10 protein-coding genes are annotated in these 14,725 nt (G+C 57.9%); 5 read left to right on the plus strand and 5 right to left on the minus strand.

All coding sequences use genetic code 11. From position 1 onward, the window contains the following. Positions 1 to 5: 5 nt before the first annotated feature. Both H7698_RS23850 and H7698_RS23855 read left to right on the plus strand, forming a co-directional pair. A complete protein-coding gene (locus H7698_RS23850; protein WP_194692966.1) occupies positions 6 to 3,647 on the plus strand; it encodes a transporter substrate-binding domain-containing protein in 3,642 nt (1,213 codons plus the stop codon). Between the two features lie 49 nt (positions 3,648 to 3,696). Next, the gene (locus H7698_RS23855; protein WP_194692967.1) at positions 3,697 to 6,645 is read left to right on the plus strand and encodes an HD domain-containing phosphohydrolase; all 2,949 of its coding nucleotides are present in this window, start codon (positions 3,697 to 3,699) and stop codon (positions 6,643 to 6,645) included. On the opposite strand, the gene H7698_RS23860 is transcribed toward H7698_RS23855, so the two are convergent. Together H7698_RS23860 and H7698_RS23865 are read right to left on the minus strand one after the other, a co-directional pair. Next, entirely contained in the window at positions 6,646 to 7,128 is a 483-nt protein-coding gene (locus H7698_RS23860; protein WP_194692968.1) for a GAF domain-containing protein, read from the minus strand. Beyond that, positions 7,125 to 8,015, minus strand: coding sequence for an ATP-binding protein (locus H7698_RS23865; protein WP_194692969.1), 891 nt, complete (start codon positions 8,013 to 8,015; stop codon positions 7,125 to 7,127). The genes H7698_RS23860 and H7698_RS23865 overlap by 4 nt, the downstream gene beginning before the upstream one ends. A 178-nt stretch (positions 8,016 to 8,193) precedes the next feature. Here H7698_RS23865 and H7698_RS23870 point away from each other — a divergent pair, with 178 nt between their 5' ends. Continuing rightward, positions 8,194 to 10,515, plus strand: coding sequence for a hybrid sensor histidine kinase/response regulator (locus H7698_RS23870; RefSeq protein WP_194692970.1), 2,322 nt, complete (start codon positions 8,194 to 8,196; stop codon positions 10,513 to 10,515). Here the strand turns inward: H7698_RS23870 and H7698_RS23875 are convergent. From H7698_RS23875 to msrB, 3 genes are all read right to left on the minus strand, one after another. Beyond that, complete coding sequence (locus H7698_RS23875; protein WP_194692971.1) at positions 10,499 to 10,960, minus strand: MarR family winged helix-turn-helix transcriptional regulator; 462 nt, start codon at positions 10,958 to 10,960, stop codon at positions 10,499 to 10,501. The genes H7698_RS23870 and H7698_RS23875 overlap by 17 nt on opposite strands. After that, the gene (locus H7698_RS23880) at positions 10,957 to 11,442 is read right to left on the minus strand and encodes a glutathione peroxidase (protein WP_194692972.1); all 486 of its coding nucleotides are present in this window, start codon (positions 11,440 to 11,442) and stop codon (positions 10,957 to 10,959) included. Before H7698_RS23880 ends, H7698_RS23875 begins: the two co-directional genes overlap by 4 nt. 178 nt (positions 11,443 to 11,620) lie before the next feature. Beyond that, complete coding sequence (msrB, locus tag H7698_RS23885) at positions 11,621 to 12,016, minus strand: peptide-methionine (R)-S-oxide reductase MsrB (protein WP_194692973.1); 396 nt, start codon at positions 12,014 to 12,016, stop codon at positions 11,621 to 11,623. A 226-nt stretch (positions 12,017 to 12,242) separates the two neighbouring features. Here msrB and H7698_RS23890 point away from each other — a divergent pair, with 226 nt between their 5' ends. Both H7698_RS23890 and htpX read left to right on the plus strand, forming a co-directional pair. Then, positions 12,243 to 13,454, plus strand: coding sequence for a pyridoxal phosphate-dependent aminotransferase (locus H7698_RS23890; protein ID WP_162436440.1), 1,212 nt, complete (start codon positions 12,243 to 12,245; stop codon positions 13,452 to 13,454). A 316-nt stretch (positions 13,455 to 13,770) separates the two neighbouring features. After that, positions 13,771 to 14,658 (plus strand): protease HtpX, encoded by an 888-nt coding sequence (htpX, locus tag H7698_RS23895; protein ID WP_162436348.1) that lies wholly within the window; start codon positions 13,771 to 13,773, stop codon positions 14,656 to 14,658. Positions 14,659 to 14,725 lie beyond the last annotated feature (67 nt).

A 14,725-nucleotide genomic window follows, 5' to 3' on the forward strand; every position in this document is an offset into this window, starting at 1 on the left:
ACAGGATGCCTAGTCGCACAAAGCAATTTTGGGGATGGATGAGCGCAAGTTTATGCCTGATCACCTCAGTCCACGCAGCACAGCCCGAAAGTGAGGGGTATACGCTACTTAGTCGAACTCTGCCTGGACACCTGCAAGTCCAGTTGGATAGCTCACAACAAGCGTGGGCTGGCAGTAGAACGCAACTCGTCCTCGGGACATCAGCCCCCGACTATCCACCCTTCGATCTGACCATCAGCAGCCACGAATATGAAGGGTTCACTGCCGACTATGCAGGTCTTCTCAGCGAAACGACGGGCCTGCCGATTGAGGTCAAACGCTACGCTTCCCGGGGCGATGCAATCGAGGCACTGGAAAAGGGTGACATCGATCTGCTCGGTACCTCGAACGGGTTCGAGGCGCAAAACACTGACGTCGTACTGTCCATTCCATACGCGGTCGATCAACCGGTACTGGTGACCCGGGAAGGAGAAACAAGATCCCTTGCCGAAGGACTCGCCGGTCTGCGGTTGAGTATGGTTTACCACTATCTGCCAATGGATGAAGTGAAGGCGTTGTACCCCAATGCCATCATCACATCCTTTCCTTCGTTTCAGAATGCAATCAACGCTGTTGCCTTCGAACAGGCGGACGTCTTTCTCGGCGACGCCATCTCAACCCATTACATGATCAACAAGGGCTACCTCAACAACCTGCGCATGGCCAACTTCGGTAAACATGAAGCGCACGGATTCAGCTTTGCGGTCCACAAGAACAACCCGCAACTGCTCGGCATCATCAATACGATACTCACTGCCATTCCGAGCAGCGAGCGAGAGAACATTGCCAAGCGCTGGGGCGCAGGCAGTGACATTCTCCTCACCGATCACAATTTGCAGCTCACGGATCGGGAAAAAACCTGGTTGGCACAACATCCTGTGGTGCGCGTGGTGGTCAACGAGGCATACGCGCCGCTGTCATTCTTCGACAGCAATGGAAACTTGCGCGGAGTCACCGCAGACCTGCTTGATCTGATCAGAATGCGCACCGGCTTGCGCTTTGATATCCAGAGCAGCCGCAACGATGGCGAGATGATCAAAAAAATCAGCGACGGCCAGGCTGATCTGGTCACCGCCCTGCTTCCCAGCGTCCAGCGTGAAACTTCTCTGAACTTCACCCGCCCATTCCTGCAGAATTCCTTTGTGCTGTTGACACGAAAAGCGGTCGACAGCCCGACCCAACTTGAGCAAATGCAAGGTAAACGCCTGACGATCGCCCAGGGCAATCCGTTGGTGGAGTACCTGCGTCGTGACTTCCCCGGGATCACATTGATCGAAACCCCCGACACGTTCAGCGCCGTTGAAATGCTGGCCGAAGGGCAGGCAGACGGGACGGTGAACTCATTGGTGATCGCCAACTACTTCATCGCCTCGCGAATCTTCGAACACCCTTTGCAAATCAGCACCACCATCGGCACCCGGCAGGCCGCGTTTTCACTGGCAACAGCCCGGGAATCCGAAGAACTCAACGCGATCCTGAACAAAGCACTACTGAGCATCGCGCCGGATGAACTGGGCGTCATCAACAGCCGGTGGCGTGGCTATTCGGCCTCAACACAAAGCGCCTGGCGCAATTATCACCGGCTGTTCTATCAAATCGTCATCGGTGCCGGCGTGCTGCTGATGATTTCCGTTGCCTGGAACGCGTACATGCGCCGTCAGATAAAGCAGCGTCAGGCTGCCGAGCGCGCATTGAACGACCAGTTCGAATTCATGCGCTCGCTGGTCAACGGAACCCCTCATCCGATCTATGTGCGTGATCGCCAAGGCTTGCTGCAAAGCTGCAATGACAGCTACCTCGAAGCGTTCAACGCAAAGCGCGAAGACGTCATCGGTAAAAGTGTCATGCAGGGCAACCTGAGCAATGCATTTGAGGCACAGGAGTATCAGGCCGACTACCAGCGTGTCGTGGCACAAGGCACGCCGCTGGTGGTCGACCGCGAACTGCATATCGGCGGTCGCCGGCTGACGATTTACCACTGGGTTCTGCCCTATCGCGACTCGAGCGGCGAGGTGCAGGGCATCATTGGTGGCTGGATCGACATCAGCGACCGACGACAACTGTTCGATGATCTGCGCTACGCCAAAGAACGTGCTGATGAAGCAAACAGGGCCAAGAGCACATTTCTGGCGACCATGAGCCATGAAATCCGCACCCCGATGAACGCGGTCATCGGCATGCTCGAGCTGACGCTAAAGCGGATCGAGCAGGATCATCCTGATCGTCCGGCCATCGATGTGGCCTACAACTCGGCGAGGGATTTGCTGGCACTGATAGGCGATATTCTCGATATCGCCCGCATTGAATCCGGACACCTGAGCCTGAGCCCGGAGCGCGTGAACCTGCGAGAAATCGTCGCGTCGGTGGTCAGGATCTTCGATGGACTGGCTCACCAGAAAAATCTCGAACTGTTGCTGGATTACCACCCCACCAATCCGGAAATCGATGTTGTGCTGGACCCGATGCGCTTCAAGCAGGTGTTGTCCAATCTGATCAGCAACGCCATCAAATTTACGGATCACGGCCAGATCAGGATCATCGTCATCCTCCAGCCGAGCGGCCCTGACGAGGTACGGATGCACTTGAGTGTCGAGGACAGCGGCATTGGCATCAGCGAAGAGGATCAGCAGCGATTGTTCGAGCCTTTTGCCCAGGCAGACAATTGTGCACAGGCCGGCCGGGTTGGCGCAGGGTTGGGGCTGATGATCAGCCGCAGCCTGTGTGAAATGATGGGCGGCAGCCTGCAATTGAGCAGCCAGCCGGGCGCGGGGACACAAGTTCGGGTTTTGCTGCGTCTCGCCACACTGGTACAGGAGCAGGTCGTGGAGCCGGTCGTCGAGGCACCCCAAGCCACGAGAATGCCCTTGAACGTTCTGGTGGTAGATGACCACCCGGCCAATCGCCTGCTCATGTGCCAGCAACTGGAATTCCTGGGGCACCGTTTCAGCGTCGCAGAGGATGGTGAAGCAGCGCTCGAAGCATGGAAGTCCGAGCCTTTCGACCTGGTCATCGCCGATTGCAACATGCCAGTCATGAACGGTTATGAGCTGGTCCGCGCCATCCGCCGCGAGGAACAGCGCGCGCACCGTTCACCCGTCATCGTTCTGGGATTTACCGCCAACGCACAGCCGGAAGAAATTGAACGCTGCAAACAGGCCGGTATGGACGATTGCCTGTTCAAGCCGCTGACACTGACGGCATTGAGCCAATGGGTCGAAGGCATCAGTCCCGCGTTTAGCAGTGCAGCGTTCAGTATCGAAGGGCTGCAGCAACTGACGGGGGGCAACCCTGCGATGAGCTTGCGATTACTGACTGAACTGCTCAGGAGCAATCGCCTCGACCGAGAAGAATTGCTGGGTTTAACCCGGTCCGGTGACCCTCAGTCATTTCTCGATATCGCCCACAAAATCAAGGGTGCTGCCCGAATTGTCCAGGCTACGCGCCTGATCGACAGCTGCGAATCGCTGGAAGAAGCCATTCATCAAGCCTTTCAACCTGACGTAGTGACCGATTGCATCCTGGCGATGGAGCGCGCCATGCTCGAACTTGACCAGGCGTTGCAACACCAAATAAGGCAGCACGACAACAGCACAATGGTGGAGCGTTAACTATGCTTGGACGCTGAGCAGTGAGTTAAACCTTTTGGAGAGATTGGCAATGCCCAGCCCACTGCGCCCGGACCCGCGACGATTCCCCCTGCATGTCCATATCAGCGTGATGTTCACGTTCCTCCTACTGCTCACAGGCGTGGTGCTTGGCCTTTTCAATTACCACCAAACCACTCAGATCATTCTTTCGAGCAGTGAAAGGCTATTCGAACGTATCGAGCAAGACGTTCGCACGGATCTGAGTACCACGTATCAACCCATCCGCCATTTGTTAAGTCTGCTGGCGGACAACCCGGCGACCCAGACGGCCGATCTTGGGCAGCGCCTGGCATTGCTCAAGCCTTTCAGCCAGTCGCTCAAGGACAACCCAAACCTGGCGTCGCTGTATTTAGGCTATGCCAACGGTGATTTCTTTATGGTGCGCCCCCTGCGCGCACCCGACCTCAAAGCGCTCATCAAGGCGCCAGAGGCCGCGGCGTTTCAGGTGTGGAGCATTGAGCGACACCTGCCTGACAGCCAGGCCCTCTCCCAGTCGCTGTTTTTCGATCAGGACCTCAAACTCATCTCCCGTCAGGACAATCCTGAAGAGTCTTACGACCCGCGAACCCGCGGCTGGTTTTCCAGCGCTCTCGCCGGCCAGGAACAGATCACCACCAAACCCTATATTTTCTTCTCCACGCACAATATCGGCACCACGCTGGCGTTGCGCAGTGGTGAAAACGCAGTCTTGGGAGCGGACCTGACCCTGGCCGAACTGTCGGCGACCCTGGCCAAGCATGTCGTGACGCCCAGCACTGAAATCGTGCTATTCGACGCCGAAGGCAACGCCATTGCGTACCCCGACAGCAGCAGATTAATCACCAATGATCAAACCGCGCATTTGATCAAAGCAGCGGATTTAAGCCCCAGCCTCGGCGCATTGCTCAACAATCCCTCCAGAGGCAACCGGCTGGACGTCGCTGGACGGCAATGGATTGCAGCGCGCAGCAGCATGCAGGAAGGAGGCCCCGAAGGATTGCAACTGGCCTTGCTGGTGCCCGAGGACGAGCTGCTCGTGGATGCTTATCGCATGCGCTGGCAAGGCGCGCTGGTGACCCTGGCCACGCTGCTGTTATGCCTGCCGCTGGGCTGGCTCACCTCAAGAGTTCTGGTCAAACCCCTGCGTGCGCTGGTGCAGGAAGCCGATGCCATCCGCAGTTTCGACTTCAACTTTCCTGCCGGCAAGGGCTCTCCGGTCCTTGAGGTGGACCAGTTGAGTGTGTCGATGGCGCGCATGAAAGACACCTTGTCGAGCTTCTTCCAGATCACCGATAGCCTCAGCGCCGAGACCCGCTTCGCGCCGTTGTTGCAGCGGGTGCTGTTCGAGACGGTGAAAATCGGTCAGGCCCAGGCCGGCTTGATCTACCTGCGGGAGAACGAAGGCGATCGACTCGAGCCCCACGGACTGGTCATCAACGATACCTCGCAGGCGTTGCCATCCTTCGGTATTCAGGGACACGATCCCCAGTCTTTACAAAGCCCCGCATGGCTACGGCAACTCGCCAAGGCCAACACTCTCGTGACCAGCCTTGGTTACGAAGAAGCCGGTGATCTGAGCAAGGTGCTACTGGCGATGGAATGCCCTCGGGTACATCTGATCGGCATTCGGCTGCACAACCGTCACAACGAAACCGTCGGCTTGCTCATCCTGTTGTTGGCAGACAGTGGCAACCAGAGCGATCTGGAAAAGCTTCGCCCGGACCGCATCGCGTTTCTTCAGGCCGTTTCCGGTGCGGCGGCGGTATGCATTGAAAGCCAACGCCTGCAAACCAGGCAAAAACAACTGCTGGACTCATTTATCCAGCTATTGGCCGGCGCGATCGACGCCAAGAGCCCTTACACCGGCGGACACTGCCAGAGGGTGCCGGCACTGACCCTGATGCTTGCTCATGCGGCGGCTGCCAGCGAGGCACCGGCGTTCAGCGCCTATCAACCGAGTGAAGATGAATGGGAGGCGCTGCACATCGCCGCTTGGCTGCATGACTGCGGCAAGGTCACCACGCCGGAATATGTGGTGGATAAAGCGACGAAACTGGAAACCCTGAACGACCGAATCCACGAAATTCGCACCCGTTTCGAAGTGCTCAAGCGCGATGCCTGGATCAGTTACTGGCAAGCCATGGCCATGGGCGGAGACGAGCAACAACTGGCCAAGCTGCGCGATGCGAGTCTGGCGGCGCTGGATGATGATTTTGCATTTGTTGCCCGCTGCAACCTGGGCGGTGAGGCGATGGCAGAAGCGGATCTGCAACGGCTTGGCAAAGTGGCGCAACGCAACTGGACGAGAACGCTGGATGATCGGCTGGGGGTTTCCTGGGAGGAAAACCGGCGACAGGCACGAACGCCGGCACCGAGCCTGCCGGTCAGCGAACCGTTGCTGGCGGACAAGCCCGAGCACCTGCTCGAACGCGCCGACAGCGAATTGATCCCCCCGGACAATCCGTGGGGGTTCAAGCTCGATGTGCCGCCTTACAAGTACAACCGGGGCGAACTCTACAATCTGAGCATTGCCCGAGGCACGCTGACCCGCGAGGAGCGTTACATCATCAATCATCACATGGTGCAGACGATCCTGATGCTCAGCCACCTGCCCTTCCCTGGTCACCTCGGCAACGTGGCGGAGATCGCGGGCGGTCACCACGAGAAAATGGACGGCACAGGCTATCCCAAACAGTTGAAGCGCGAAGAAATGAGCCTGCCGGCTCGGATGATGGCGATTGCCGATATTTTCGAAGCCCTGACCGCTGCCGATCGCCCTTATAAAAAGGCCAAGTCCTTGAGCGAAGCGTTGAGCATCATGGCAATGATGTGCCGTGACGCTCACATCGATCCGCAGTTGTTCGAGCTGTTTATCACTGCCGAAATATATCTGCGCTACGCCGACCAATTCCTCGACCCCAGGCAGATCGACGCCGTGGATCAGGCAAGCCTGCTGGCAAAGGCAGGCTTGAAAAGCTGATCAGCAGTCAGTCAGGCGCAGGAAAATCGCAGCCAACTGCTCGATGCCTGCCTGATCCTGAGCGGTAAAACGCGCAAGCTTTGGACTGTCGAGGTCAAGCACACCGATCAATCGGCCATCCTTGACCAGCGGCACCACCAATTCGCTGTTCGAGGCGCTGTCGCAAGCAATGTGCCCTGGGAACGCATGGACATCTTCTACCCGCTGCGTCTGCAACGTCGCTGCAGCCGCGCCGCACACGCCCCGGCCGAATGGAATCCGCACACAGGCGATCTGTCCCTGAAACGGGCCCAGTACCAACTCGTCGTTGCGATTAAGGTAGAAACCGGCCCAGTTCAAATCTTCCAGCTGATTGAACAGGAACGCCGAGAACTGCGCAGCGTTGGCAATGAAGTCCCGCTCATCCGCCAATAACGACTCCAGCTGCGCGTGCAGCATGCCGTAGCCTTCCAGCCCCTGGCCGCTTTGTTGTAAATCGATCATGCCTTGTGCTCCAACAGCTTGAGCCCGACCCAATAACGGGCAAATTGATAGGCGCAACGGCCGTTGCGATTGCCCCGTCCCGTGGCCCAGCGGACGGCGAGAATCTCCAACTCTTCGTCGCGCTGCCACGCGAGCCCGGCCTTGTCGGCCAGTTGCCCGATCCAGTGCTCGACAACGTTTAGGAAGTGTTCCTGGGTAAAGGGATAAAACGACAACCAGAGGCCGAAACGATCCGACAGCGCGATCTTGTCTTCCACGGCTTCACTGGGATGCAGTTCGCCATCGACCCGCTTCCAGTTTTCGTTATCGCTTTCTTTTTCCGGCACCAGATGGCGACGGTTGGACGTGGCATACAGCAAGACATTATCCGGCGCCTGCTCGAGGGAACCGTCGAGCACGCTCTTGAGCACGCGGTAATCGCCCTCGCCCGACTCGAACGACAGGTCATCGCAGAACAACACGAAGCGCTGGGGCAACTTGCCAATCTGTTCAACCACCCGAGGCAGGTCTGCCAGATGATCACGTTCGATCTCGATCAGCCGCAGCCCGTTACTCGCGTGCTCAGCCAGCAACGCACGGACCAGCGACGACTTGCCAGTGCCCCGCGAGCCCCAGAGCAGCGCATGGTTGGCGGGCATGCCATCAAGAAATTGTTGAGTGTTGCGCCCTAGCTGCTCCAGTTGCCGGTCGACACCGATGAGGTCGGACAAGCGCATATCGAGGCTGACTTCAAGCGGCAGCAAGAAACCGCTCCGCCCTTCCCGCTGCCAGCGCGCGGCGAGGCAGGTTGTCCAGTCGATGGCTGTCCGAGGGGTCGGCAGCAGCGGCTCGATACGGGCCAGAACAGCATCGGCGCGTTCAAGAAAAGCATTCAATCGGGAATCCACGTCTTCTCCTCGGGCTCGTTCACAGTAATGATGGCGTTACAGCGACCCAACACAGCGTCCGGTTTGCGGTTCAGCCCTGGTTCATAGGCTTGCGAGAACTCTCGCGACAACAGCGGCATCCATGCATAGTCGGCTATGCTAGAGCGGCGAAGGGAAACGAAAAGTGGCTCAACACCCCATGGATATCAAATTCACCAACCGGCTGTCGTACAAGCAAGCCAAGCTTACTGTGCTGGTGGGTTTCATTCTGGGTACGCTGCTCAGCCTGCTGCAAATAGGCATCGATTATGCCAGCGAAGACGCCTCCATCAACCGTGAAATCCAGACTTTACTGGAAATCAGTCATAACCCCGCTTCGCGCATCGCCTACAACATCGATGCGGAACTCGCGCAAGAACTGACACTGGGCCTGCTGCGCTCGCCCGCGATTATCGGCGCGCGATTGACCGACAACAACGGCACAGTGCTGGCCAACGTCAAGCGACCGGGGCTGCAAAGCAGTTATCGGGTACTCAGCGACACGCTGTTCGGTGCCAAGCGACAATTTGAAGACCGCTTGTACCTGGACCATTTACCGGCCGAATCCCTCGGAACTCTGCGTCTGGACGTCGACACGTACGCCTTCGGCAGCCGTTTTTTGCGCCGGGCGGAAGTGACGTTGTTGAACGGCTTCGCCCGCAGCCTCCTCCTGACCGGCATCTTGCTGGCGCTGTTCTACGTCATGCTCACCAAACCGCTGGTGCGGGTGATCCGAGAACTCAGTGGCCGTGATCCGCGAAGTGTTGAACCGACCTGGCTGGAGTATCCATCAGGGCATAAAAACGATGAAATTGGAGTGCTGGTCAAAGTGGCCAACCAGCAGTTCGAGAACATCGCGACCGAAATCGAGCAACGCCGCAGCGCCGAAAACCGCCTGACCGACTACCTCGCTCAACTGGAAAACATCGTTTCGGCTCGCACCGCAGAGCTCAAGGCGATCAACGCGCGACTGAGCCAATCCAACGAGGAGCTGGAAGTCGCGCGTCGCACCGCACTGGACATGGCCGAGGCCCGCTCAGTGTTCCTGGCCAACATGAGCCACGAAATCCGCACGCCGCTCAATGGCCTGCTGGGAATGATTGCGCTGTCCCTGGATGGCCCGCTTAATGCCGAGCAACAGCAACAACTGTCGATCGCCCACGATTCCGGCAAAGTGCTGGTGGAGTTGCTCAACGATATTCTGGACCTGTCGAAGTTTGACGCGGGTCAGCTTGAACTCGAGCACATCCCGTTCGATTTGGGCGCGCTGATCGAAGACACCGCCAACCTGCTGTCCCAGAATGCCGCACCGAGCGTGGAGCTGACGTGTCTGATTGATCCGCACTTTCCAGCGTTGGTACTCGGTGATCCGACTCGGGTCCGGCAGATCGTCAGCAACCTGCTGTCGAATGCGCTCAAGTTCACCCGTTTCGGACGTGTCGATGTCCGTCTTTCGACCTTTCGGGATGGCGTCAGAATTGAAGTCTGCGACACCGGTATCGGTATCCCCCAGGACGCACAGGTGAAGATCTTCCAACCATTCACCCAGGCTGGCGCCGGCATTACCCGGCAATTCGGCGGTACCGGACTGGGTCTTGCGCTGACCTACAACCTTTGCGAGGCGATGCACGGTCGCCTCACCATCAGTTCGGAAGCGGGTTTTGGCAGCCAGTTCTGCGCGGACCTGCCGCTGCCTTGCCATACCCGTGCGCTGCCACCGGTCACGTTGCAGGGAAAGGTTATCGCCATTACCGCTTCCAGCAGTGGTCTGAACGAATTACTGAAAAACATATTGCCCGTCTGGGGCCTCGAGTATCAGCAGCGCTCAATCGACGACTCACTGATGGGGCTGAACCCTGATGTTGTCATCACCGATTGCCCCGAATGCCTGTTTGTCCTGCGCCCCACCTGCACCGCACCCATTCTGCTGGTGACGGCCTACGGCAGTTTCATGCCGATCGAAGAAGTCAGCGCCCTCGCCCCCTTGCAGCAACAAGCGCGTCCATTGGCGCGTAATGCCCTGTTTCAGACATTGCGTCGGGTGTTGCAGCCGGAAATCAACATCCTCAACGATGCCCGACTTGAAGCACTCACCCCCCTGCGACGCGGGCGCGTACTGCTGGTGGAGGACAATCCGGTCAATCAGTTGGTGGCCAAGGGCATGCTCGTAAAACTCGGCTGCGAGGTCATCGTCGCCGCTCATGGCGCTGAAGCCCTTGATCAGTTGGAGCAGCGCGATTTCGATCTGGTGCTGATGGATTGCAACATGCCGGTAATGGATGGGTACGAGGCCAGTCGGCAAATTCGTCGTAGCGGACGCTGGCCGCAATTGCCGATTGTCGCCCTGACCGCCAATGCCATGTCCGAAGAACGCGAGCGCTGTCGCGCGGCGGGTATGAGCGATTACCTGGCCAAACCTTTTCGCCGGGAAGAACTGGCCGCGCTGCTGGACCTGTGGATGCCAGCTACGACAACGCCTTGATTTGCTCCAGCAGGTGATCAAGGCCATTGCGCAGGTCGTGCAGGCGGTCCAGGTCTACACCGCTGTCGCAAAGCAGCCGGGCCTTGAGCGGCCCGACCTGTTCACGCAACGCCTTGCCTGCCGGAGACAAACTCAGGTGCACCTCACGCTCATCGCGCGATGAACGCTGACGCTGAACCAGTTCCAGCTGCTCGAGACGCTTGAGCAACGGTGTCAGCGTCCCGGAATCGAGGGCCAGGCGTTCGCCCAGCGCCTTGACGGTCGGCTGCTCGGGCGCTGTTTCCTGCCATTCCCACAGCACCAGCATCGCCAGGTATTGCGGATAGGTCAGCCCCAACTGATCGAGCATCGGCTTGTAGGCACGGATCACTGCCCGGGACGCGGCATACAGCTTGAAACAGACCTGGCTGTCGAGCTTCAGGAAATCGACCGGCAGTGAACTCATTTGAGCAAGGCTTCAATCTCGCGGCTCAAGTCCTGCGGCTTGGTCGCGGGAGCGAAGCGCTTGACCAATTGGCCGTCCTTGCCGATCAGGAACTTGGTGAAGTTCCATTTGATGCCTTGGGACCCCAGCACGCCGGGTGCGCGTTTTTTCAGCTGCACGAACAACGGATGGGCGCCTGCGCCGTTGACTTCGATCTTTTTGAACAGTGGAAAGCTGACACCGAAATTCAACTCGCAGAACTCGGAAATCGCCCCTTCATTGCCAGGTTCCTGCTTACCGAACTGGTTGCAGGGAAACCCGAGCACGACCAGGCCTTGATCCTTGTAGGTTTGCCACAGTTCTTCAAGCCCCTTGTATTGAGGGGTGAAGCCGCACTTGCTGGCCGTGTTGACGACCAACACCGCCTTGCCGGCGAAGTCTGCCAGGGTCTTTTGCTCACCGGTAATGGTGGTGCAAGGGATGCTTAACAGGTTGTTGGTCATCGCTGCAGCTCTGGTTGCTGGGTAGGGCAATAAAGATAGCCAGCAATTGAATTGTGTGCAATTTAATAAATCAATCTTGTCGATTGGAAAACGGCTGTCCAGGCAGAAGCTGCCTGCAGGCTGCGATCTTTTGATTTTTTAAAACAAGATCAAAAGATCGCAGCCTGAGGGGCTCGCATCATTTGCGGGGAACGAGGTCCAGACAGACCGAGTTGATGCAGTAGCGCAGGCCTGTCGGCGGTGGACCATCCGGAAACACATGACCCAGGTGCGCATCGCATTTGCCGCACACCACTTCGGTGCGAATCATGCCGTGGCTGACATCTCGGATCTCGACCATGGCGCTGTCACCGATGGGCGCGTAAAAGCTCGGCCAGCCACAGCCCGAGTCGAATTTGGTCTTCGAATCGAACAGCGGCTCATTGCAGCAGATGCAGTGATAGACGCCGTCTACCTTGCTGTCATTGTACTTGCCGGAAAACGGACGTTCGGTGCCCTTGAGACGGCAAACGTTGTACTGCTCCGGGTCGAGCATCGCCTTCCATTCTTCCAGGGTTTTTTCCAACTTTTCCATTGTCACACCTCAGCAGCTGAAAAAGCCCGATCTGTACCTTTTCCACGGATCGGGCGGCACGTATGATTGCGCCTCGTCAAACGCCAGTCTGGCAGCCAGACCACGCGCATTCAAACGGATTTATGGGTGCTGCATCTCAAGGCGTCAGGCCTGTGTGAATACGCAGGATTCCCAGTACGGTAGTTCACAAGCCGCCTGGATCGTTCATTTTCGGGAACACATCGCCATGCAGGTCAGCAAATCGAACAAGCTCGCCAACGTCTGCTACGACATTCGCGGCCCAGTGCTCAAGCACGCCAAACGCCTGGAAGAGGAAGGCCATCGCATCCTCAAGCTGAACATCGGCAACCCGGCGCCTTTTGGTTTCGAAGCGCCGGACGAAATTCTTCAGGACGTGATCCGCAACTTGCCGACCGCCCAGGGCTACAGTGACTCCAAAGGGCTGTTCAGCGCGCGCAAGGCCGTCATGCAGTACTACCAGCAAAAGCAGGTGGAAGGCGTCGGTATAGAAGACATCTACCTGGGTAACGGCGTTTCCGAGCTGATCGTCATGTCGATGCAGGCTCTGTTGAACAACGGCGACGAAGTGCTGGTGCCGGCTCCGGATTACCCACTCTGGACCGCTGCGGTGAGCCTCTCCGGCGGTAACCCGGTGCATTACCTGTGTGACGAGCAAGCCAACTGGTGGCCGGATCTGGCTGACATCAAGGCCAAGATCACGCCAAACACAAAGGCGCTCGTGATCATCAACCCGAACAACCCGACGGGTGCGGTGTACTCCAGGGAAGTGTTGCTGGGGATGCTGGAGCTGGCTCGCCAGCACAACCTGGTGGTTTTTTCCGACGAGATCTACGACAAGATTCTGTACGACGATGCCGTGCACATCTGCACCGCGTCCCTGGCGCCAGACCTGCTGTGCCTTACCTTCAACGGTTTGTCCAAATCCTACCGGGTAGCCGGCTTCCGTTCTGGCTGGATCGCCATTTCGGGTCCGAAACAACACGCCCAGAGCTACATCGAAGGCATCGACATGCTGGCCAATATGCGCCTGTGCGCCAACGTGCCGAGCCAACATGCGATCCAGACGGCTCTCGGGGGTTATCAGAGCATCAACGACCTGGTATTGCCGCAAGGACGGCTTCTGGAACAGCGCAATCGTACCTGGGAGCTGCTCAACGACATCCCGGGCGTCAGCTGCGTCAAGCCGATGGGCGCGCTGTATGCGTTTCCGCGGATCGACCCGAAAGTGTGCCCGATCCACAACGATGAAAAGTTCGTCCTCGACCTGCTGCTGTCGGAAAAACTGCTGGTGGTTCAAGGCACAGCCTTCAACTGGCCATGGCCTGATCATTTCCGTGTGGTGACACTGCCGCGAGTTGATGACCTGGACATGGCCATCGGCCGCATCGGCAACTTCCTCAAGTCTTATCGCCAGTAATTGGCCTTCACCGTGCGATGCTGGTCGAGATCGCACGGTGATCAATTCAGCAACATATCTTTGCTTCCCGCCCTGCGCCGGTATCTACTTCGCTGACTGACGTCCGATTTCGGGCTCGCGTCTAATAACGACGGGGCCGCGACATGCAAAATGACGGACAACCACTTCCCCTGTCGTCCTCGGAAATGTCCTGCAAGCAGCTACTCTTTTGCTGTAGGACACAGTTTGAAATAGTCACCCGGTTGAATAGCCCGGTGCAGCACCTTATATACCCCGCAGTACGCTACATCTTTAGCTTGAGGAGATTTCTACAACCATGATGCGCATCCTGCTGTTCTTGGCCACTAACCTGGCGGTCGTGCTGATTGCCAGCATCACCCTGAGCCTTTTCGGCTTTAACGGGTTCATGGCGGCCAACGGGGTTGATCTCAACCTCAATCAGCTGCTGATTTTCTGTGCGGTCTTTGGTTTCGCCGGCTCGTTGTTCTCGCTGTTCATCTCCAAGTGGATGGCGAAGATGAGCACCAGCACCCAAATCATCACCCAGCCGCGCACACGTCACGAGCAATGGCTGCTGCAAACCGTTGAGCAACTGTCCCGCGAGGCCGGCATCAAGATGCCCGAAGTCGGTATTTTCCCGGCTTACGAGGCAAACGCCTTTGCTACTGGCTGGAACAAGAACGACGCACTGGTCGCGGTCAGCCAGGGTTTGCTCGAGCGCTTTTCGCCCGATGAAGTCAAGGCGGTGCTGGCCCACGAAATCGGTCACGTGGCCAACGGTGACATGGTCACGCTGGCGCTGATCCAGGGCGTGGTAAACACCTTCGTGATGTTCTTTGCACGGATCATTGGCAACTTCGTCGACAAAGTGATTTTCAAGAACGAAGAAGGCCAGGGCATTGCCTACTACATCGCGACCATCTTTGCTGAACTGGTCCTGGGCATTCTGGCCAGCTCCATCGTCATGTGGTTCTCGCGCAAACGTGAATTCCGTGCCGATGAAGCCGGTGCCCGCCTGGCCGGTACCGCCGCGATGATTGGTGCCCTGCAGCGCCTGCGTGCCGAGCAAGGGTTGCCGGTACACATGCCCGACACACTGAACGCCTTCGGCATCAACGGTGGCATCAAACAAGGGTTCGCTCGCATGTTCATGAGCCACCCGCCGCTGGAAGAGCGTATCGACGCATTGCGTCGTCGGGGCTGATAGGCTTCGCAATACGCGCAATAAAAGAAAAGGCCCGCAGCGATGCGGGCCTTTTTTTGTCTGGCTG

The organism is Pseudomonas sp. p50(2008) (genome assembly GCF_015351605.1).
In the GTDB taxonomy this organism is placed as follows: domain Bacteria; phylum Pseudomonadota; class Gammaproteobacteria; order Pseudomonadales; family Pseudomonadaceae; genus Aquipseudomonas.

Coding starts and splice junctions, on each gene's coding strand:
- H7698_RS23850 (WP_194692966.1), top strand. CDS start 6: ATGCCTAGTCGCACAAAGCAATTTTGGGGATGGATGAGCGCAAGTTTA.
- H7698_RS23855 (WP_194692967.1), top strand. CDS start 3,697: ATGCCCAGCCCACTGCGCCCGGACCCGCGACGATTCCCCCTGCATGTC.
- H7698_RS23860 (WP_194692968.1), bottom strand. CDS start 7,128: ATGATCGATTTACAACAAAGCGGCCAGGGGCTGGAAGGCTACGGCATG.
- H7698_RS23870 (WP_194692970.1), top strand. CDS start 8,194: ATGGATATCAAATTCACCAACCGGCTGTCGTACAAGCAAGCCAAGCTT.
- H7698_RS23875 (WP_194692971.1), bottom strand. CDS start 10,960: ATGAGTTCACTGCCGGTCGATTTCCTGAAGCTCGACAGCCAGGTCTGT.
- H7698_RS23880 (WP_194692972.1), bottom strand. CDS start 11,442: ATGACCAACAACCTGTTAAGCATCCCTTGCACCACCATTACCGGTGAG.
- msrB (WP_194692973.1), bottom strand. CDS start 12,016: ATGGAAAAGTTGGAAAAAACCCTGGAAGAATGGAAGGCGATGCTCGAC.
- H7698_RS23890 (WP_162436440.1), top strand. CDS start 12,243: ATGCAGGTCAGCAAATCGAACAAGCTCGCCAACGTCTGCTACGACATT.
- htpX (WP_162436348.1), top strand. CDS start 13,771: ATGATGCGCATCCTGCTGTTCTTGGCCACTAACCTGGCGGTCGTGCTG.